13 protein-coding genes are annotated in these 19,596 nt (G+C 69.0%); all 13 read right to left on the bottom strand.

Features of this window, described 5'->3' with window-relative positions:
• Window positions 1-921: 921 nt before the first annotated feature.
• Window positions 922-1,308, bottom strand: coding sequence for a hypothetical protein (locus tag QEG98_RS41400; RefSeq protein ID WP_316568102.1), 387 nt, complete (start codon window positions 1,306-1,308; stop codon window positions 922-924).
• 979 nt (window positions 1,309-2,287) lie between these two features.
• Window positions 2,288-2,620, bottom strand: coding sequence for a hypothetical protein (locus QEG98_RS41395; RefSeq protein WP_316568101.1), 333 nt, complete (start codon window positions 2,618-2,620; stop codon window positions 2,288-2,290).
• A gap of 11 nt (window positions 2,621-2,631) precedes the next feature.
• A complete protein-coding gene (locus QEG98_RS41390; protein WP_316568100.1) occupies window positions 2,632-3,255 on the bottom strand; it encodes a hypothetical protein in 624 nt (207 codons plus the stop codon).
• Between the two features lie 1,287 nt (window positions 3,256-4,542).
• Window positions 4,543-4,881, bottom strand: coding sequence for a hypothetical protein (locus QEG98_RS41385; RefSeq protein WP_316568147.1), 339 nt, complete (start codon window positions 4,879-4,881; stop codon window positions 4,543-4,545).
• 3,166 nt (window positions 4,882-8,047) lie between these two features.
• Window positions 8,048-8,275 carry a hypothetical protein gene (locus tag QEG98_RS41380; protein WP_316568146.1) on the bottom strand — a complete coding sequence of 76 codons (228 nt, stop codon included), beginning with the start codon at window positions 8,273-8,275 and terminating at the stop codon, window positions 8,048-8,050.
• 346 nt (window positions 8,276-8,621) lie between these two features.
• The gene (locus QEG98_RS41375) at window positions 8,622-8,960 is read right to left on the bottom strand and encodes a hypothetical protein (RefSeq protein ID WP_316568145.1); all 339 of its coding nucleotides are present in this window, start codon (window positions 8,958-8,960) and stop codon (window positions 8,622-8,624) included.
• Window positions 8,961-9,117: 157 nt separating this feature from the next.
• Entirely contained in the window at window positions 9,118-10,113 is a 996-nt protein-coding gene (locus QEG98_RS41370; protein ID WP_316568144.1) for a DUF932 domain-containing protein, read from the bottom strand.
• Window positions 10,114-10,251: 138 nt separating this feature from the next.
• Window positions 10,252-10,893 carry a RadC family protein gene (locus QEG98_RS41365; RefSeq protein ID WP_316568143.1) on the bottom strand — a complete coding sequence of 214 codons (642 nt, stop codon included), beginning with the start codon at window positions 10,891-10,893 and terminating at the stop codon, window positions 10,252-10,254.
• Window positions 10,894-11,165: 272 nt separating this feature from the next.
• Window positions 11,166-11,477, bottom strand: coding sequence for a hypothetical protein (locus QEG98_RS41360; protein ID WP_316568142.1), 312 nt, complete (start codon window positions 11,475-11,477; stop codon window positions 11,166-11,168).
• 360 nt (window positions 11,478-11,837) lie between these two features.
• The gene (locus QEG98_RS41355) at window positions 11,838-13,790 is read right to left on the bottom strand and encodes a type IV secretory system conjugative DNA transfer family protein (protein WP_316568141.1); all 1,953 of its coding nucleotides are present in this window, start codon (window positions 13,788-13,790) and stop codon (window positions 11,838-11,840) included.
• A gap of 2,207 nt (window positions 13,791-15,997) precedes the next feature.
• Window positions 15,998-16,216 (bottom strand): hypothetical protein, encoded by a 219-nt coding sequence (locus QEG98_RS41350; protein WP_316568140.1) that lies wholly within the window; start codon window positions 16,214-16,216, stop codon window positions 15,998-16,000.
• Window positions 16,217-16,887: 671 nt separating this feature from the next.
• Window positions 16,888-17,091 (bottom strand): hypothetical protein, encoded by a 204-nt coding sequence (locus QEG98_RS41345; RefSeq protein ID WP_316568139.1) that lies wholly within the window; start codon window positions 17,089-17,091, stop codon window positions 16,888-16,890.
• 612 nt (window positions 17,092-17,703) lie between these two features.
• On the bottom strand, window positions 17,704-18,894 hold the full coding sequence (locus QEG98_RS41340; RefSeq protein ID WP_316568138.1) for a replication-relaxation family protein: 1,191 nt from the start codon (window positions 18,892-18,894) through the stop codon (window positions 17,704-17,706).
• Window positions 18,895-19,596: the final 702 nt, after the last annotated feature.

The raw sequence follows: 19,596 nt of genomic DNA, 5'->3' as shown, positions 1-19,596 counted from the left end.
CGGGCAACCTGCTGCCAGTCCACGTCAGGTCGCCAGACACCGAGAGCGAAGCGTGCGGCGTGGGCGCCGCCACTGCTAGGCCCAGGGCCGCACAACCACCGGAGCAGGGCCTCTGCATCCCACGGCTCCGTGCCGGGGACGCCCCAAAGCGTGGGCAGCTGAGCTGCAAGGCGGGTCATCCCGTCGGCAGCAAGAAATGCGGCTGTGGTGGTGTTGGCCATGGTCCTGGGTTCAGCGGTTAAGGGTAGTCCGGGCTGGGCGAAGCGGAAGATTGCAGACAGGGGAGGACGGGGCCAACCGCCCCATCAGCCACCCCTCCCCTTGCGTCCAGAGCGCCACAGGGCATGGATTGCAGCATCAACCCGCAGCATTCGCTCGCCTGGAGAGCGCACGGGCGAGTGCCACCATGTGTCGAGGTCAGAACGCCCCCTTGGCTGGGCCAAGGCCTGCAGCACGGCATCATGACTGGAGGGCCCGACTGCCTCCAAGAGGGCATCAAGGGAGGAGAGTCTGCTGGCCAGAAGACATTGGGTCGCCGCACGCCGAAGCGCTCCCGCTGCGGTCTCCTTGCCCGCGGCAGCAGCAGCGGCAGCGAGTTCTGCGTCCAGAACGCTTACTTCGAGCAGGGCGCCCTTGAGGAGGATTTCTGCTCGGGCGAGGGCGCTACGCTCGCCTGCCCTCCCCTTGCGCAGGCACTCGTCAGCCAGGCGGATGGTCCCAGCGATGCGGGCAAGGAGGTAGTGGACGCCAGCTGCGCCAGGTAGCGCAGCGATGCGAGGTGCCAGTGCGGATAGCGCTGTGTGCACTTGGGCAGCAAGCGAGGCCGCAGAGGCGTCCTCGGGGGGCTGCAGGTCCTGGTCGTTCAGAAGGCTTGCTATCCTGCGCAATGTCCGCCCCACCCTGCCGAAGTCCCAGACGAGTCTAGCGAGTCAGCTCATCGTGGCCCAGCTCTGGCCTGCCGCTGGCGTCATAGTGCGCTAAGAGCTCATTGAAGAGGAGCCATGCGAACTGGTCCTGCCAGTGCTTGCGCTCGTAGTCATGGTGGCAGTACCTGCCGCAAAAGCCATTCATGCGAGCAGCGGCTGAGTCGATTCGCGCCACCAGCACCGACTGGATGATGGTCCGCCAGTCCGCGCGATTGAGGCTGGCATACAGGCTGTCCGGAGCGGCCGGATAGCGCCGGCGAAAGGACGCCACCTCGACGGTCGCGGTAGCCTTCGCGTCAAGGAGTGCCGACGACAGCACCTGCGCCAAGGCCTCGAGGGACTTCAACGCGCTGCCGCAGTTCCGGCAGCTGGATGTCATCATGACGCGGACCATTGATGAGCGCCTCCGCTGCCACTAGTGCAGGGTGTCCGTCTTCGGTGTACCGGTGCCCCCCACAACTGGAGCGGACCGCAAGGTGTGGCCAGTCTCGACCTGGTGCCGGTTCGCCGCAGATTCGGAGAGAGTGCCAAAGTCGCACCCATTGCAGAACCACACGGCCGCCCCCTGCTGGGGCTTGGAATCCTCAGAGTCCATGCGAGCCTCCTTGAGTAGCGTTTCGTGCGACTGCCGTGCCTACCTCCGCAGTGGTATTGGCATTGAGAGGCGAGTAGACCCAGGCCCAACGGTTGTCCGACTCGCAATGCGTGTACTCCGCGACGATGAGCCCACGCCGACGGAGATTGGTAAGGAGGCAGTACACGGCAACAGGCGGCAGGTCGGCGTACTCCGGATTGTCATCACGTACTCGCCGAGCGACATCCGCTCCGCGGGCTGTCCCAAGCTGGACAGCGACATAGACGGCCCGGGTGACTGGAGGAAGTTCGGGCAGGTTCTTCGCAATCCGCGGCGCTCCCGAGAGCAGGGCCGGGGGAGCAGAGAACAAGCGGTGCCTCCGCCATGCCTGCCAGCACCAGCACGCCAACAGAAGGACGGCGATTGCGCCCGCCACAGCTATCCATGCAGCAGTTGACATTGCACCCCTCCCGCAGACGTCTGCGCGACGTGGGCGGCACACCGGCGCTGGAACTCAGCTAGGTCCGTGGACACGATGACCGTTGAGGTTTCGGGGAAGAGTGCGGTCCATCCCCTCTCCGGCTCCCATCCTCCGAAGCGGGCCCGCGCGATGACAGCGGTGATAGCGGCGTCATCATAGGCGCCTTCCCGCCGTGAGACTGCGTCGAGCAGCTCCGGCCAAGTCGCCGCTACACAGATGCCGTACCCGGGCCGGGCCGCTCGGAGGCCAGCGCTGTCGGAAGAGTCGAGGTACCATCCGTGAGCCTGCAGGGCCCGGCGCGCGGACTCATCGCTGTGCATGACGCCCCCCCTTCTTCCCCTTCCCCGTCCTCTTCCCCTTCCGCCGCTTCGGGAGGGGCTGAAGAGGCTCGAGCCCCAAGAGCTTGCAGAGCGCGTCGTCCTGGAACGTGGAGACCGCGAGCGCCGCGAGCTCGCGCCGCGCGGTCAACTTCTCGTCCTGGGCGTCGAGGGCCTTACGGTGAAGGGCGGTGTGTTCGGGCCGCCCGGCCGCGGCCCATTCGGCCGCGGCGTGGACGTCAGCGACGTCTGCGGAGACGTACTCCCTCGCTTGGAGGTACAGCGTTTTGAGCTGGGCCGCTAGCGCGGTGGGAAGGGACATGGGCTGCTCCTTTAGGCAGGTACTGCGAATGCGAGGCTGGGGGCGGTGGCTGGGGGAGTCGCTGCAAGCGCGCGGCGGACTCGTGACGCCTGGTCCTCAAGCCACCAGGCGTAGAAGGCACGCCGCTCCATCGCGCTCCCGTGGGTTGCGGACCACAAGTCGCGCAGCAGGTCCGCATCCAGCCAGCAGTAGATGCGGAGCGCTACGAGGTCCTCCGGGCGTCCCCGGCGCCACAAAGCCGGGATGCTCTCATGAGGGCCGCAGAACTTGTTCAGCTCGAGCTTCTTCTTCCGCAGGAGCATTGCGGCATACGTGTTGAGCGAACGGGGCTTGGCCTCCCCCAGGCGCCACTGGAGCCAGAACATCAGGTCCAGCGTATTCAGGTGCAGACGCCGAGCCGTAGCGTCGTTGACATACCGACTGAGGACGACGTTGTCGAAACGTAGCCCGTTGAAGGCCAGGATGAACGGTTGCCGAAGCAACGCGGCGACGTACTCTTGCGCCGCCTCCTCGCCCCACTCGAAGACCGCGCCGCCTGAGTCAATAGAGACACCCAAGGCAAGCCGCTGGGCGGCCTTGGAATTCATGGTGGGTGAGCGAGCGAGCTCCGTGCGGACCTCCTCGTCATTGGGCATGTATTGCGTCTCAAGGTCGTGAAAGCCAGGAGAGGCGTCGGTGAGCAGCCACGCGGGAAGTTCCTCACCTACGTGCCTGAGGTGGCTGTACTCGCCGCCCATCGGCAACAGTGGTTCGACAGTTCGGAACCACGCCGCGAAGCTCGCGGCCTTGCGCCGCAGCTCCGCCAGCGAGGGGGCCGGACGAGGAGCCGTTACAGCGGCGTGGCTCGCACTGCGTCGCCGGCGAGGCATCAGGAGTTGCCAGAGGGAGGGCATGACCAGCATTGCGACCTCATCACGACAGCATGCGGGACCGTGGACGAAGGCTCAGCTCGAGGACCGCTCGGAGGTGCAGCGGGACGAGCATCTCCCGCACAGCGCGAGCGGCATCGACGCTCGAGCCAAGAGCACAGAGGAGCGACGCTTGCGTTTCGGGGCGATGGAATTGGGGCAGAGCGACACGAATGCCGGCGCCGACGTCATTCAGCGCGGTGAGGATGTCAGGGACGAGCGCAAGCGCGTCGTCAGCCCGCCTCACCGAGGACAGGAGGCGGGTTGAGCGCGCCACAGTGCAAATGAGCGGACTCACGTATTGCGGGCGCAGCTCGGGGGGTTCCCGGTTGTAAGCGGCGAGGCCTGCGGTGACGACGAGCGCCTCACCAACGGCGCGGAGGCGCTGCCCGACGGGACACACATCGATGTCACGGAGGGCCCCGGGAGAGCGGAGTGTGATGAATGCATGGTCCGCACGCGCCAGCGCGAGAACCTGCCGGAGGCTCTTGTACTGCAGGAGCACAGGAGGCGGAGAGAACATGGGCGTCACTATGCATCAAATGATGTGGAATCGACACCAAATGATGCAACCTGGGAAAACAGGGGAAGTGGAAAGGATAACGAAAGCCGCCAGAGCGGCCCGGGGAATGCCCGGGCCGAGACACTGCTCTACGCTGTCAGCCCGAGCTCCAGGCGGAGGGCAGCGAAGATGCTCTCCGTGGTCGGGACGAGAAGGCGGGCCTGAGCTGCCCGCGGGTCATCGGCCTTGATGACACGCACGCGGGGGAGCGGGCGGGGAGTGGGGGGGAGGCTTGCGCGCTTGACCACGCGTCCCATGCGCGGCGACTGAAGGACGGGGCGGCTTCCCTTCGGGAAGAGGATGACCGGAACCAGCATGGGTGCCTCTGGTCGGCTCGGCGCCGACGGATGCAACCCCGGGTTCGCCCCGGGGAGGGAGTTGCGGCTCGTCGCCGTCAACCCACCCCACCTATACCATCAGACAGACACATACACAAGCGGCGGTGTATGGATTTATGTCGTTGCCGGAGGAAGGGCTTCCTCCAGGATTCGAGAGACGAGAGGAGGAACGTCGTCGTCCATCAGGTGCAGGTCGACAACCAGCGTGGGCTGCTCCTCGTAGGTCGTAAGGGAGGAGTTCCACTGGTACTGGTGGCGCCGCAAGCTGTAGAGGCTCGTGTGGTCAGCTGCGGTTCCCCGCTGCAGCTCAATCGTGGTGAGGGTGGCGGGATTGGGCTCACGAGTGCGCTCCACCTCCCGAAGCCACCAACTGCCGAGTTCCCAGTCCCATGCCAAGCCGGGGCGGGGCGCTGAATCGAGATACGCCCACATCTTCGCAGTAGCGATAGGCATGCGGGTGTGACTGCTGGTGGCGTCGAGCGCAGACGTAACGTGTTCTTGGACGCAACGCAGAAGGTCCAGGGGCGTCGGGGCAGCCAGCCTGTCTTCGGCGGGCGCGCGGCCATGCCGCTCTCGTGCCGCGCTACGTCGTTCTGCGAAGCAGGTGGTCCGTCCTTCCCCGTCCTCAACCCAACCAGTGAACTCCCAGCCAAGGGAGTCAAGGGCGTCGACGAAGGCCGCGTCAACGGGAACGACTCGCAAGTCGCGCGAGGCAGACACAGCACCGAGCATGGCAGTTGACGCCTGCGGGGCCGAGGGGCGGCAGAAGTAGCTGCGAAGGGTGCGCAGGAGCGACATTGGGACCTCGAGCCGGCTTGTCGCCGGCGGATGCAGCCCCGGGTCCGCCCCGGGGCATGGCGGTGCGGCTCGTCGCCGTCAACGCACCTTCCCCATATCAGCAAGCTCACACATACACAAGCGTCAGTGTATGTGAGAATGCATGCCCCCGCAGACGTCTGCGGGAGGTCGGCGGAGAGGAAGAGGTGTCGGGGCCCCTGCAGGGGTGGGGAGGGGCAGGGAGAAGGAGAGGGGCCGGCCTGTGGGCACCCACGTGCGTCGAAGCCGCTTTCGCTCGTAGTCGTGGGCCGGGCGCCCGGCCCACGCGGGGCACCTGGTGCGAGAGGCCGCACCACCTTCCACCGGTAAGCCCGTCGTCGTCGTCAGCGAGTTGGAGGCACTGCAGGTGCCTCACTCAAGGCTGGCAGGGAGCTGAGGGCTCCGCTTGAGGCGACTCGACAGCAGTTCTCGTCACGGCATGACGTCGGCGGAGAGGAAGCGGTGATGGGGCCCCTGCAGGGGTGGAGAGGGGCAGGGAGAGGGAGAGGGGCCGGCCCGTGGGCACCCACGTGCGTCGCAGCCGCTTTCGCTCGTAGTCGTGGGCCGGGCGCCCGGCCCACGCGGGGCACGTCGGGTGGATGAGCCCGCCCACTCCTCTCGATTGCCACCTGAACGATATTGCGGCAGGCCGCCCCGCGGCTCCTGCCGAGTTCGCGGCGCTGCCACCAGCACCAGCTGGTGGTGCTCCACCGCGGCCGAGCCCCGGCGAGGCCTTCCGCCCAGGGCCGCCGCGCCAGCGGCGCCGCCCTGCCCCTGCGCCCAGCCCCTGCTGGGCGTGGCCTCCGCGCGCGCGAGGCGAGCGCCGCTCCCAGCGGAGATCTCCCTCGCAAGCACGGGCCGCGCGAGGCAGGCCGCCCCAGCGGCCCCTGCCGAGCTCGCGGCGCTGTCACCAGCACCAGCTGGTGGTGCTCCACCGTGGCCGAGCCCCCGCGAGGCCTGCGGCCCAGGGCCGCCGCGCCAGCGGCGCCGCCCTGCCCTCGCGCCCAGCTGCTGCTGGGCGTGGCCTCCGCGCGCGCGAGGTGAGCGCCGCCCCGCGGTGCTCACCCTCGCAAGCCGCCTTCACTTTCCAGGGCGGCCCGCCCTGGTGGCACTCCACCTGGTGGTGACTCCAGGGCCTGGACGTCGCCGAGACTCTCCGGGCACCGGCGCAGCCGGTCGAGAGAGTCTCCGGACGACGCCGGCCCGTCCTCGAGCTGCTGCGCGAGCTGGGGCGCCTGGACGTCGCCAAGCGCCACCGGGCACCGGCCCCCGGCCGGTCGAGTGGCGTGCTGGACGACGCCGGCGCTCCCTCGCGCCCCCCGCCCCCTCGAAGCCTCCCTGCGCCGCGCGAGGCAGGCCCCACCGGGGGCCTCTGCCGAGTTCGCGGCGCCGCCACCAGCACCAGCTGGTGGTGCTCCACCGCGGCTGAGCCCCCGCGAGGCCCTCCGCCCAGGGCCGCCGCGCCAGCGGCGCTGCCCTGCCCCGCGCGCGAGGCGAGCGCCGCCCCGCGGTGCTCACCCTCGCAAGCCGCCTTCACTTTCCAGGGCGGCCCGCCCTGGTGGCACTCCACCTGGTGGTGACTCCAGGGCCTGGACGTCGCCGAGACTCTCCGGGCACCGGCGCAGCCGGTCGAGAGAGTCTCCGGACGACGCCGGCCCGTCCTCGAGCTGCTGCGCGAGCAGGGGTGCCCGGACGTCGCCAAGCGCCACCGGGCACCGGCCCCCGGCCGGTCGAGTGGCGTGCTGGACGACGCCGGCGCTCCCTCGCGCCCCCGCCCCCTCGAAGCCTCCCTGCGCCGCGCGAGGCAGGCCCCACCGGGGGCCTCTGCCGAGTTCGCGGCGCCGCCACCAGCACCAGCTGGTGGTGCTCCACCGCGGCTGAGCCCCCGCGAGGCCCTCCGCCCAGGGCCGCCGCGCTAGCGGCGCTGCCCTGCCCCGCGCGCGAGGCGAGCGCCGCTCCCAGCGGAGATCTCCCTCGCAAGCACGGGCCGCGCGAGGCAGGCCGCCCCAGCGGCCCCTGCCGAGCTCGCGGCGCTGTCACCAGCACCAGCTGGTGGTGCTCCACCGTGGCCGAGCCCCCGCGAGGCCTGCGGCCCAGGGCCGCCGCGCCAGCGGCGCCGCCCTGCCCTCGCGCCCAGCTGCTGCTGGGCGTGGCCTCCGCGCGCGCGAGGTGAGCGCCGCCCCGCGGTGCTCACCCTCGCAAGCCGCCTTCACTTTCCAGGGCGGCCCGCCCTGGTGGCACTCCACCTGGTGGTGACTCCAGGGCCTGGACGTCGCCGAGACTCTCCGGGCACCGGCGCAGCCGGTCGAGAGAGTCTCCGGACGACGCCGGCCCGTCCTCGAGCTGCTGCGCGAGCTGGGGCGCCTGGACGTCGCCAAGCGCCACCGGGCACCGGCCCCCGGCCGGTCGAGTGGCGTGCTGGACGACGCCGGCGCTCCCTCGCGCCCCCGCCCCCTCGAAGCCTCCCTGCGCCGCGCGAGGCAGGCCCCACCGGGGGCCTCTGCCGAGTTCGCGGCGCCGCCACCAGCACCAGCTGGTGGTGCTCCACCGCGGCTGAGCCCCCGCGAGGCCCTCCGCCCAGGGCCGCCGCGCTAGCGGCGCTGCCCTGCCCCGCGCGCGAGGCGAGCGCCGCTCCCAGCGGCGATCTCCGTCGCAAGCACAAGCCGCGCGAGGCAGGCCCCACCGGGGGCCTCTGCCGAGCTCGCGGAGCCGCCACCAGCACCAGCTGGTGGTGCTCCACCGCGGCCCGTCCCGCAGAATGCAACAGGTGAGGCTCCCGGAGGAGCCTCACCAACGGGGATAGCTATTCCTCGCGAGGAGTGAAATGGATTTGGAAGGGGGGCGGGCCATCGTTCGCGGGGGTCCGGAACTCAGCGAGGATTACGGTGTGGCGGAGGAACTTGACGCGGCGGAAGCAACGGTCCGCCTCGAGCTGGTAGTCGGGCGCGTTCGGATTCAGGGCGTCCCTGCGCTTCTTGGCGACTTGGACCTTGCCCTCCATCTTCTGCTTCCACCGCTCGTATGCGTCCATCGTGTCCTCCCTGTGGTGAGGGCGCCCCATGCGCCCCCTCGAAGGCCTTTGGGGGGCGCGTGGCGGTCCCTCAAGCGGGACGGCCCGGGCCGTTGCCCGACGACGCGACGGCGTCGGGCGTGACAGGCGGCTTCTTGCCGGCGCGACCGAACGCAAGTCGCCAAAGGCGGGCGCCTTTAGGCCCGGGACGGCGCGCGGCCACGACAGGAGGACACTTGGGCAGAGAGAGTGGAACGGGCAGAGGTGGTGCGGTGCGTGTCGCGTAGCAGTGCACATGGGCGACTGGAGGCTGCTCTGTCGCCTGGGTGCCCCGTGCGGGCTGGCACCCAGGACAGGGCTCGGCGTGTCAGCGTTCCTTGGACTGCGGCTCGTCGTCCTCCTGCGCGCTCCACGGTACGCGCTTGGCGGCTGCGTGGAGGACCCGTTCAAGGAAGGCGTCGGAGTCTCCTGCCAGGAGGGCCTGGCGCACGCTGGACCCCAGCGGCACCCTCTCCCAAGAGGGCATGAGTGGGTGCGTGTCGCGACGGGGGTCGCCGCCGAGCTCCTGCACCAGCTTGGTGTCCAGCTCCACCAACACAATGGACTGTGCCTTTGTCGGATGCAGTCCCTTCATCGCACGCTGGGCGACGTCTTCGAGGATTGCCCGCCTCCCTGCGAGATGCGGACCGCCAGCCAGCACCACCATGCCAGCCAGGGCCATTAGAGATTCGCGAGAGGCGGCCGCCTCGCGAATGGTGCGAAGGAGTTTCGCCCGGGCAACCAGGGCCTCGTGAGAATGAGTAGTCATGATGGGGGAAGAGGCGGCCCGCCGACGAACGGCGGGCCGAAGAAAGAAGGAGACGTCAAGCAGCGACAGGCACAGCCGGGGGCCGCATGTAGATGCGCGTTTGGGTGATGATGCGGCCCAGCGCCGTTGAAGCGGTGTTGGCGCCCTCGCCCACCGTGGACGCCATGGCCCGGCGGAGTGTGCGGGGATTCTCAGGGGCAGCATCCACAAGATGCTTGTCGCGTAGGTACTCCGTCCACGCTTGGAATGCGCCGTAGGCAGTGCCGCGCAGCTCGGGAGTCACCCCCTGGAAAGTGTCGAACAGCGCGGCGACGCGCTCCCGAGCCTTCTTGAGCTTCGGGTGCGGCTTCTCGTCGTTGGGGAGCGGGATGATTGCGTCGATGTCGGCGAGGTGCTGCGCCTCGCTGTACCGCTCACCCACCAGGACGTTGCAGAGCTGCTCGAAGTCGGCCATTTCGGCCGTCATGTACGCGAAGGCGCGACCGGCCTCCTCCAGGCGCTTTTCGGCGTTGGCGGTGTGGCGGATGGTCCACCGGGAGCCGCCCCGCTCCTTGAGAGCGGCCCCGAGCGTGTTGCGGCACACGACGCGCGTCGCCACGTTGGCGAGGATGGCCGCGGACAGCCCATCGTGGGCTGTCGTAAGCAGCACGTACTTTCGGATTTCGGTGCGGTCATGCCGGACGCGGATAACGCCCGGAAGCTCCGCGAGCATCCACCCGCGCACGCCAGCAGGCCCCAGCGTCCCGGCTGTGTGCCAAATGGCTTCGACGTTGTGCGCGGCGATGATTCCGGCCCGCGCAAGGGCCTCGAACTGCAGCGGGCAGTAGTCGCTGCCCACAGTCGAGAGGTAGCGGCCGTCATCGCCACGGCACAGGGCTTTCCTGTCGGGGATGATGCGGCCGTCGGGGAGGGACAACTGCGCCTCCACCACGTCGTAAAAGCCCGCCGCGTGGCGGACCTCCTCCCAAGTCCCATTCCGAGGAATGGCCGTCCCCAACCCGTGCCAGGGGGTGTCCCCGGCGTACACCATTTTTTCGATTGCAGCAGGCATTACAACCTCAAGCCGGCTCGTCGCCAGCGGTGATGCCGCCCGGGTCCGTCCCGGGCGATGCGCTGGAAGGAGGGCCGTCCGTCCAGCGCTGATAACGTTGTAGCAGAGGGGTCTGACATGCACTGACGTGCGTGTATGTCAGAAGGGCGACAGGCGGCTTTCCACGAAAGAGGTCGCGCCGCCAGTCGCGATGACGACATGGTCCAGAAGCTTCACGTTGAGAAGTTCGGCGCCGCGCAGGAACTGCCGCGTCAACTCGATGTCCTGGCGGCTGGGCTCAGAATCACCCGAGGGGTGGTTGTGCGCGAGGATGATGCCCGCCGCGCTGTGTTTGATGGCAGCGGCGAACACCTGCTTGGGGTCCACCGCGCAACTGGCCAGGGTGCCCGTAGCGACGCGGACGTCGCTGACAAGCACGTTACGGGAGTTGAGGCACAGGACGTGGAACACCTCCCGGTCCAGGTGGGCGAGGCGCGGGGTGAGATAGTCCGCGACTTTCGAGGGCGTATTGAGGACCGGGCGCGTCTCAGGCGCCACCTGCATGCGAAAGCCCAGCTCGCGAAGAACGGCGAGCCGCTGGGCTTGGGACTCGTTGAGGCCCGGAAGGTTGTGCGGCGCCTCCGTCGCCAGCGCCCGAAGACCGCCGAGGGCTGACAGCGCCTCGGTGACGGCAGGCAGGGGCAACCCGAAGCCGACGGCGAGCAACTCGGAGTCGGAGAGGGCGGAAACCCCCTGGGTGCGAAGGCGGGCGAGGGTTTCGGGCGGACAGGTGCGGGGCATGGTGACCTCAAGGGCCCGGGTCCGTCCCGGGCGATGCGCTGGGCTTGGCGCCCAGCGTGAGAAGTGTTCTAGCAGGGGGGTCTGACATACACTGGCGCTGCCGTATGACAAACCCGCAGACGTCTGCGGTGAAGCGACTGCGCGGAAGGGCCCCTGATGCAGCCGGAGAAGCACGGCGACAGGAAGGGGCCGGATAGCCGGGCACCCAGAAGGAAAGAGGCACCCGGCGGGGAGTCGTGGGCCGGGCGCCCGGCCCACGCGGGGCGGCAACTTCAGAAACTGGCGATGGCCTCGCCCTGGTCAGCGTCACAGCGGGCGCTGTCATCAAGCTCCACGGCGCCGCCATAGAGGCAGTGGCCGCATGCCTGACATGCGACCGACGTCGGATAAGTGAACTCGTGGTTGTAGTAGGTGTATCCCTCCCCCGTAAGCGCGGCGGGCTCCGTCTCAAGGTCCGCGTCGGTTGAGCACGAGACGAAACCGCGAACGGTGACGCCGATGCCCTCGGGGCCCGATAGCTGCCGCTGGCAGCGCGGGCACTCGTCGGGGAGGGGGATTTCGTGGCAACGGCGCTCAATGCTCACGCTGGCAAGGTCGAGATGAATCGTAGGCACTGCTTCCTCAGGCCGGCTACGCGCCGGGAGTGCGCGCCCGGGGCCATCCCGGGCGGAGAGCCGGGGGCGTCAAGCCCGTCCGGCGTGAGAATCGTTGTAGCAGTGCCTTCTGACATACACGAGCGACAGTGTTTGCCGAGCAATGCCGAGTCTGGAAGGGAAGATGCTTCCCTGCCGCAGGCGGGGAAGGCGGGAAGCCCAGGCCTGCAGCAGCGGTCCCGTCAAGGACGAGCGAAGCTCGCCGCGGAAGCGGACGCAGGTCCTTGACGGAGACGGGTGCGGAAGGCACGTGCGGAGTGCACTGCAGTCCGAATGGACGGCCTCGGGTTGCTACGGGTTCACTACAGGCGGGGGAGCCGTCCGGCTTTTCCCTAGGCTGTTGGCGGGCGACGTCGTTGAAGGCGTGCCGTCAGCATCGAAAGGAGTGGCGTTGAGGAAGCGCTCCTCAAGGCGAAGGCCTCGTGTACCTGCCTGGACGTTTCGGCTGAGGGGGAAGCTGCCGGGGAGCTTCGGGAGGCGAGAGTAGTTGACGGGGACTGGTCCCTGTTTCGTGACGCACCAGCCTTGTCCGCGGCGAGCGAGGTTCTTTATCTGGTTGGGGTGGAGTCGGAAGGTCTCGACGAGCTTCACGGAGGCGTCGCCAGTCAGGAGAGAGGTGAAGAGAGCTCCCTGCTGCCGGCGAACGGTGGACTGGTGAACCTGGTGGGTGCCGATGCTCTTCGCCACCTGTTCACACAGGGCTGGGTTGCCCTGGCGGAGAACGTCCTTCCACAAGGTGTTGTCCCAGACCCCCGTCGCGAACTCCTTGGAGACGAGCTCAAGGTCGGCGATTGACTGGTGAGCGAGGAGAAACCGCACGTTGGCATCACGGAGCTTGTTCAACGAGTCGATGATGCGCATCTCCGCGAACGTGTAGAACTCGTCCACGTGGGCTCCGAAGAACCGCTGGTTACGTGTGGTGCGGTGGACTTGGCGGAGCGAGGCCTGTTGCTGAAGGTCCATGAGCAGAACCTTCCCGAGGGCCGGGGCCTGAATGGGGTAGAGGTTGGAGGGGAGCTGGGCGTAGAGGACCTGGTCGCGCTCAAGCAGATCCTCGAAGGTGAAGTCGGGGTTGTACGCATTGACGAGTGGAGAGCGGAACTTGTCGACGGCACCAATGAGGCCGGACATGCACTTCTGCACGTCCTTGCCCAAGTTAGCGATTTGGGCGGCGATTTCACGGGCAGCCTCTCTATCAAGGGACTTGGAGAGGCAGTGGTTCAGGGCCTGGAGGTAGGCACCGGTGTTGCCGATGCCCTTGAGGCACACGGCCAGGTCCCTCATGGTGAAGATGAGGCCGTTCCCCTGAGCGTCGACCATGCCGTGGAGAAGCCGGCACATGTTCGTCCACATAATCTCGGCCTGGGTGTCGTAGAACTGGTTCTCTCCGAGGGTCAGAACGGAGATGACACGCTGAGCGACCGGAACCGGGTCATCGCCAGGGTGAATCACCTTGGAGACAGCCCCCGTGCCGGTCAGCTCCACGCGCCGAGGACGCACCCAGACCATGTTGTAGCGATGGCTCCAGATGGTGTCGTCGTTCCAAGCAGGAAGAGCGAAGACGCGGAGTTGGGGAACGCGGGATGAAACAGCGCAGAGCGCTTTGATTTCGATGATTTCCTCGTCGCTCCCCTTCGCGCTGATGACGAGGACGCCGTTGCCATCCAGGAGGTCCTGAAGGACGGACGGCCAGATGACGGAGGCAGTCTTCCCGCTACCCGTCTCGCCGAGGACGTGGCGATGCATCGTCTGCTCTTCATCGGTGATGTAGAGCGGCGTCCACGTCGTGAGGCCGAAACGACCGCGAACCGGGGTGAGGCCGACGAACTTGCTGCCGGGAGGCCTCTTCTTGATTTCGGCGATGAGGTCGTAGTGGAGCTGCTTGAACTGAGTGGACTCGGGGAGGAGCTGCAGGCCGGTCACGGCCGGGAGCAGGTGGTTGTACCAGACGATGAGTCCGTAGCGGTACGCGACAAGGAAGAGCGTCAAGGCGGCAAGGAAGAGGGCGCCCGCGAGAAAAGGGCGTTCGACGCACCATTGACGAACGGAGAGATAGGCGGGGAGCAGGGGCGCGAGAAGACGGTAGGGAAGAGAGACGATGGGGTTTGGGGAGAGAGTTGAGGCGGGATTGTTGCGAAGAGTCAGCTCCAGAAGGGCAACGAGGCAGAGGGAAAGGAGCAGGAACTGAGAAAGAGGACTGACGGAGTCCGGTGGACCCTCGGCCTTGACATCTTTGTTCGACATAGCGACCTCACCACCATTTGGCGCGACTACGCACCATATAGTGCAACTATGCCAGTAGGAGAAAGCGGGGCAGCGAGCGAGGCGAGCGCAGCGCCGCGGCGCGCACCCTCGCGAGCCACCGTCACTCTCCAGGGCGGCCCGCCCTGGTGGCACTCCACCTGGTGGTGACTCCAGGGCCTGGACGTCGCCGAGACTCTCCGGGCACCGGCGCAGCCGGTCGAGAGAGTCTCCGGACGACGCCGGCCCGGGCCCTCGAGCTGCTGCGCGAGCAGGGGCGCCTGGACGTCGCCAAGCGCCACCGGGCACCGGCCCCCGGCCGGTCGAGTGGCGTGCTGGACGACGCCGGCGCACCCTCGCGCCCCCGCCCCGTCGAAGCCTCCCTGCGCCGCGAGAGGCAGGCCGCCCCAGCGGCCCCTGCCGAGCTCGCGGCGCCGCCACCAGCACCAGCTGGTGGTGGTCCACCGTGGCCGAGTCCCCGCGAGGCCTTCCGCCCAGGGCCGCCGCGCCAGCGGCGCCGCCCTGCCCCACGCGCAGCCCCTGCTGGGCGTGGCCTCCGCGCGCGAGGCGAGCGCCGCCCCGCGGTGCGCACCCTCGCGAGCCGCCTTCACTTTCCAGGGCGGCCCGCCCTGGTGGCACTCCACCTGGTGGTGACTCCCAGGGCCTGGACGTCGCCGAGACTCTCCGGGCACCGGCGTAGCCGGTCGAGAGAGTCTCCGGACGACGCCGGCCCGGGCCCTCGAGCTGCTGCGCGAGCAGGGGCGCCTGGACGTCGCCAAGCGCCACCGGGCACCGGCCCCCGGTCGGTCGAGTGGCGTGCTGGACGACGCCGGCGCACCCTCGCGCCCCCGCCCCGTCGAAGCCTCCCTGCGCCGCGCGAGGCAGGCCGCCCCAGCGGCCCCTGCCGAGCCCGCGGCGCTGCCACCAGCACCAGCTGGTGGTGCTCCACCGCGGCCGAGCCCCCGCGAGGCCCTCCACCCTGGGCCGCCGCGCCAGCGGCGCCGCCCTGCCCCACGCGCAGCCCCTGCTGGGCGTGGCCTCCGCGCGCGAGGTGAGCGCCGCTCCCAGCGGCGATCTCCATCGCGAGCACGCGCCGCGCGAGGCAGGCCGCCCCAGCGGCCCCTGCCGAGCTCGCGGCGCTGCCACCAGCACCAGCTGGTGGTGCTCCACCGCGGCCGAGCCCCACGAGGCCCTCCGCCCAGGGCCGCCGCGTCAGCGGCGCAGCCCTGCCCCGCGCGCGAGGTGAGCGCCGCTCCCAGCGGCGATCTCCATCGCGAGCACGCGCCGCGCGAGGCAGGCCCCACCGGGGGCCCCTGCCGAGCTCGCGGCGCTGCCACCAGCACCAGCTGGTGGTGCTCCACCGCGGCCGAGCCCCACGAGGCCCTCCGCCCAGGGCCGCCGCGTCAGCGGCGCAGCCCTGCCCCGCGCGCGAGGTGAGCGCCGCTCCCAGCGGCGATCTCCATCGCGAGCACGCGCCGCGCGAGGCAGGCCCCACCGGGGGCCCCTGCCGAGCTCGCGGCGCCGCCACCAGCACCAGCTGGTGGTGCTCCACCGCGGCCGAGCCCCACGAGGCCCTCCACCCTGGGCCGCCGCGCCAGCGGCGCCGCCCTGCCCCAGCGCGCGAGGTGAGCGCCGCCCTGCGGTGCTCACCTCGCAAGCCACCGTCACTCTCCAGGGCGGCCCGCCCTGGTGGCACTCCACCTGGTGGTGACTCCAGGGCCTGGACGTCGCCGAGACTCTCCGGGCACCGGCGTAGCCGGTCGAGAGAGTCTCTGGACGACGCCGGCCCGGCCCTTCGAGCTGCTGCGCGAGCCGGGGCGCCTGGACGTCGCCAAGCGCCACCGGGCACCGGCGCAGCCGGTCGAGTGGCGTGCTGGACGACGCCGGCGCACCCTCGCGCCCCCCGCCCCGTCGAAGCCTCCCTGCGCCGCGCGAGGCAGGCCCCACCGGGGGCCCCTGCCGAGCTCGCGGCGCCGCCACCAGCACCAGCTGGTGGTGGTCCACCGTGGCCGAGTCCCCGCGAGGCCTTCCGCCCAGGGCCGCCGCGCCAGCGGCGCCGCCCTGCCCCAGCGCACGAGGTGAGCGCCGCCCTGCGGTGCTCACCTCGCAAGCAGACGTCTGCGCCGCGCGCTGCGGGCCCTACAGGGCCTGCAGCGCCTGCGGTGCAGGTGATGACGCTGCGGGGCGCCGGAGCGCCCCGCGGTGCTGCGCTACCGGACGTCAGCGATGACGGTCATCCCGGCCGGGTTGGCGTTGCGGAACACGTTCACGATGAACGCCTGGTTCATCCGCAGCATCTCGTTGAAAAGGGCGTTCGCCTCGTTCTCGTAGTCAGCGGCGCGCTTCGTTTCCTTGGCCGCGAGCACCTCGTCACCCTCCGCCGCAGCCCGGTCCGCCATGCGCAGCGTCTTCTTCGCGCGCTCCTCCATGGCCTCAACCTCCTGCCTCTTCGCGTCAATCTCAGCTTCGGTCGGGATGCGTTGCTGGGTGGTGCTCTTAGTGGCCTTCATAGTGTCCTCGTGTGGTGAGGGCGCCCCATGCGCCCCCCTCGAAGGCCTTTGGGGGGGCGCGTGGCGGTCCCTCAAGCGGGACGGCTCGGGCCGTTGCCCGACGACGCGACGGCGTCGGGCGTGACAGGCGGCTTCTTGCCTGGCGCGACCGAACGCAAGTCGCCAAAGGCGGGCGCTTTTAGGCCCGGGGCGGCACGCGGCCACTCACAGAGGACACGGGGCCACAGAGCCTCCTGCAGCCTCCCGTCTGCTGAGCGTTGATGCTGGGAGGTTCGGCCTTGGACTGCGCTGCGTGCTGCCTGGCGGTTCGAGGACGAGAGGTGACCAGGCGCTGCGCCATGGGAATGTGGCGGCTGTCACGGAGGACCGCTCGTTGCAGAGTTGCGGGGGGGAGAGGCTCACGCGGAGGCCCACAAGCCACATCGCCAGTGATGCTCACGCAGCCTGCTCGGTGCGTCCAGCGTGGCACGTGCGTGGCTCTGAGTTCGTGCAGCGTGACGCAGCACAACTTGAGCCGGGGCATTGGCCCCGGCCTCGACACCAGCGAAGAGCGAGGCGCACTGGAGTGCCAGACGCCTCGTCGCGTGACATCAGCTGGCGGAGTCGTCCTTCGGGGACGGCAAGGCGAGGTGAAGCTTCCCGTTCAGCGGGAGGGAGTCGAGGACGACCGACACGGAGCCGTCTCCGTTGGCGAAAGCGGCTCCAACCCGCGACCAATACGTCTTTCCGTTGCGCTCGACGGGGGTTGAAACGTTGAAGCGAGTGCCCTTCGCGTGAGTGGTGACGTTCGACATGATGTTCTCCTCAGTGGTGAGGGCGCCTCATGCGCCCCCTCACTGGCAGTTGGGGGGCGCTTGTGGTCCCTCAAGCGAGGCGGCGGGGGCCGTTGCCAGGCGACGCGCTGTTGGCGGAGGGCGTGACAGGGGCTGTTACCTGGCGCGACCGAACGCGTGCGGCGACTGGCGTTGTTAGGCCAACGGCGGCACGCGGCCACGGGGAGAACAGTACGTGGAGGCACACCTGCGAGAGGGCACTGCGACAGCCTCTCCCGGCCACCGCAGCACAGACGTCTGCAGAGGGCTGGATGGCATGGGCTCGACGACATGCGGGGCGGTCATCGTCGTCGCAGCTGACGAAGCTGGCGCCGCTCGTTCCAATAGGACCGCCGTGTTGGGAGTGCGAGGCACTGGCCCGGAGGCCCTCGCTTTGCTGTCGTCAATGGCAGTGCCTCTCCAACCTCAAGGCGCTTGCGCCTTACCTTCACGGAGGACGGGAGTCCTCCGCGGTCGCCGTGCAAGGACGGAAGTCCTGGCGGCCGGCCCTCCCACTCGGGGAGCGGGGTGGGGTGGGGCAGGAACCAAATGCTTTTGCTGTTTCGGCAACCGGACCAACTGACGGCCCCCGTTTCAACCCGGTCGCTTGAGGCGCTCCAGGATTGCGTGGACCTCCTGCATGCCTGCTGGGGATGCCGGCTTCGGAAGGTCTCGCGCCTTCGCGTCTGCTCGAAGGGCTTGAAGCAGCTCCCTCGTGGCCTTGTAGAACTCCCGAAGGTGGCCGACGTCTGTAGCGTCAAGAGCTAGTGAGGTCGCCACGGAAACGGAGCTGCTACTAACCGGGGCCCCGAGCAGCGAGTGGATGTACGGGACCGCAGAAGAGGTGAGATCGACGCGAACAGCAATGTGAGGAAGCGTTGGGTTGGCGGAACGCCAGTTTGCGCGCCAAGCGTCAACCGCGGCAGCAACAGTCCGCTGACGGGAGACACTCTGGACCAAGAAGAGCAGCTCCGGACTGAAGCCGTCGGAGAAGGCCTGGGCGTAGAAGGATCGCCCCGCAGAGTCAGGGTCAGCAGCAGCACCATCCAGAAGGAACGCGGCGTACCGCGCCAGCTTGTTGACAGTGGCGCCGGGAGCATCAGCCGACACCGGGGAGACCACCTGAGACCCCATCTCGCACTCAATGAAGAGTCGCCGCCTCGCTGACGGAACCTCCAGAATGGCGTCGGGGCGCATTTCGCGCTTCTCCCAGACGGAGCGGGACTGGCTGTACTCCTTCCACGGCTTGTGGGCCGAATCCGAGGCAATCCATCGGAAGCGGTGGTCATCAACCCGCGCGAATGGAGCAACCTTCGCTGCAGCCCCTCTGCCACCCTTTTCGACGGGAAGTTCTGAAGCGAGCAACTCGACGAAGAGCTCAGCAGTCGAAAGGGCGTGGGCGAAGAACTGCGGCGCAGGGTCTTTAATGGGGACCTTCACTTGGCCAAGGACATCCGCTGCGACGCGATAGCCGAGCTCTGTCGGCGTCCAGGCCTGGCGCGGCTGGCCATCTGGATAGCGTGCTTCGAGGCGACGAACGTAGGCGGGCGCATCCGGCAAGGATGCGTCGCCTGCGAGTTCCCATAGCCGAACGGTTGCGCGCGAAGGGTTACGCCCCGGGAAGAAGAGGCGAGCCACCTGGCTCGCATCCAAGTAGCGAAGCGTGGCCAGGGCGGCCAGCAGATACCTATCACGCTCCTGGAGTCGGGCTCGAACATGAGGGCGAAGGCGAGGCCGCCCGCGGCCGCGCCGACTCGAAGGAATCACCGGCTCACCTGCACTCATTCGACACTCCAAGAAGAAGACCCTAGGCCGCGCGGAGAGACTGGTGCGCCCAGCAGCACCGGGCGCCACCAGGCCTCCGAGGGCGGCCGTCGCGGGCCACCTCGGCCCCTGCCCTGCCCCACCCCCATCGGCCCGCGCGGCACCCAACCTCCGAACCTGCGCCAGCCGGGCCGCGCAGAGAGACTGGTGCGCCCAGCAGCACCGGGCGCCACCAGGCCTCCGAGGGCGGCCGTCGCGGGCCACCTCGGCCCCTGCCCTGCCCTGCCCTGCCCCACCCCCATCGGCCCGCGCGGCACCAAACCTCCGAACCTGCGCCAGCCGGGCCGCGTGGAGAGTCTGGTGCGCCCAGCAGTACCGGGCGCCACCAGGCCTCCGAGGACGGCCGACGCGGGCCACCTCAGCCCCTGCTCTGCCCCAGCCCCCATTGGCCCGCGCGGCACCCAACCTCCGAACCTGCGCCAGCCGGGCCGCGTGGAGAGTCTGGTGCGCCCAGCAGTACCGGGCGCCACCAGGCCTCCGCTGCGAGCCCGGCCGGGCCGCCTCAGCGCCCAGCAATCTCCACCGGTCTTCGGCCCGCCGAAGCGTCGACGGTCGTGCCCGAGACGCTGTTTGCGGTAGTTGTCGGTAGTTTGTAGTTTTTACACACATACACACAACCACACTCCAACCATCCACAATCTTCTTCACTTACTTTGAAATCCA

The sequence above is a fragment of the Myxococcus sp. MxC21-1 genome, from assembly GCF_032612255.1.
Taxonomy (GTDB): domain Bacteria; phylum Myxococcota; class Myxococcia; order Myxococcales; family Myxococcaceae; genus Myxococcus; species Myxococcus virescens.
Note: the sequence above shows the minus strand (reverse complement) of the source record. Positions and strands in the feature narration are given on the sequence as shown.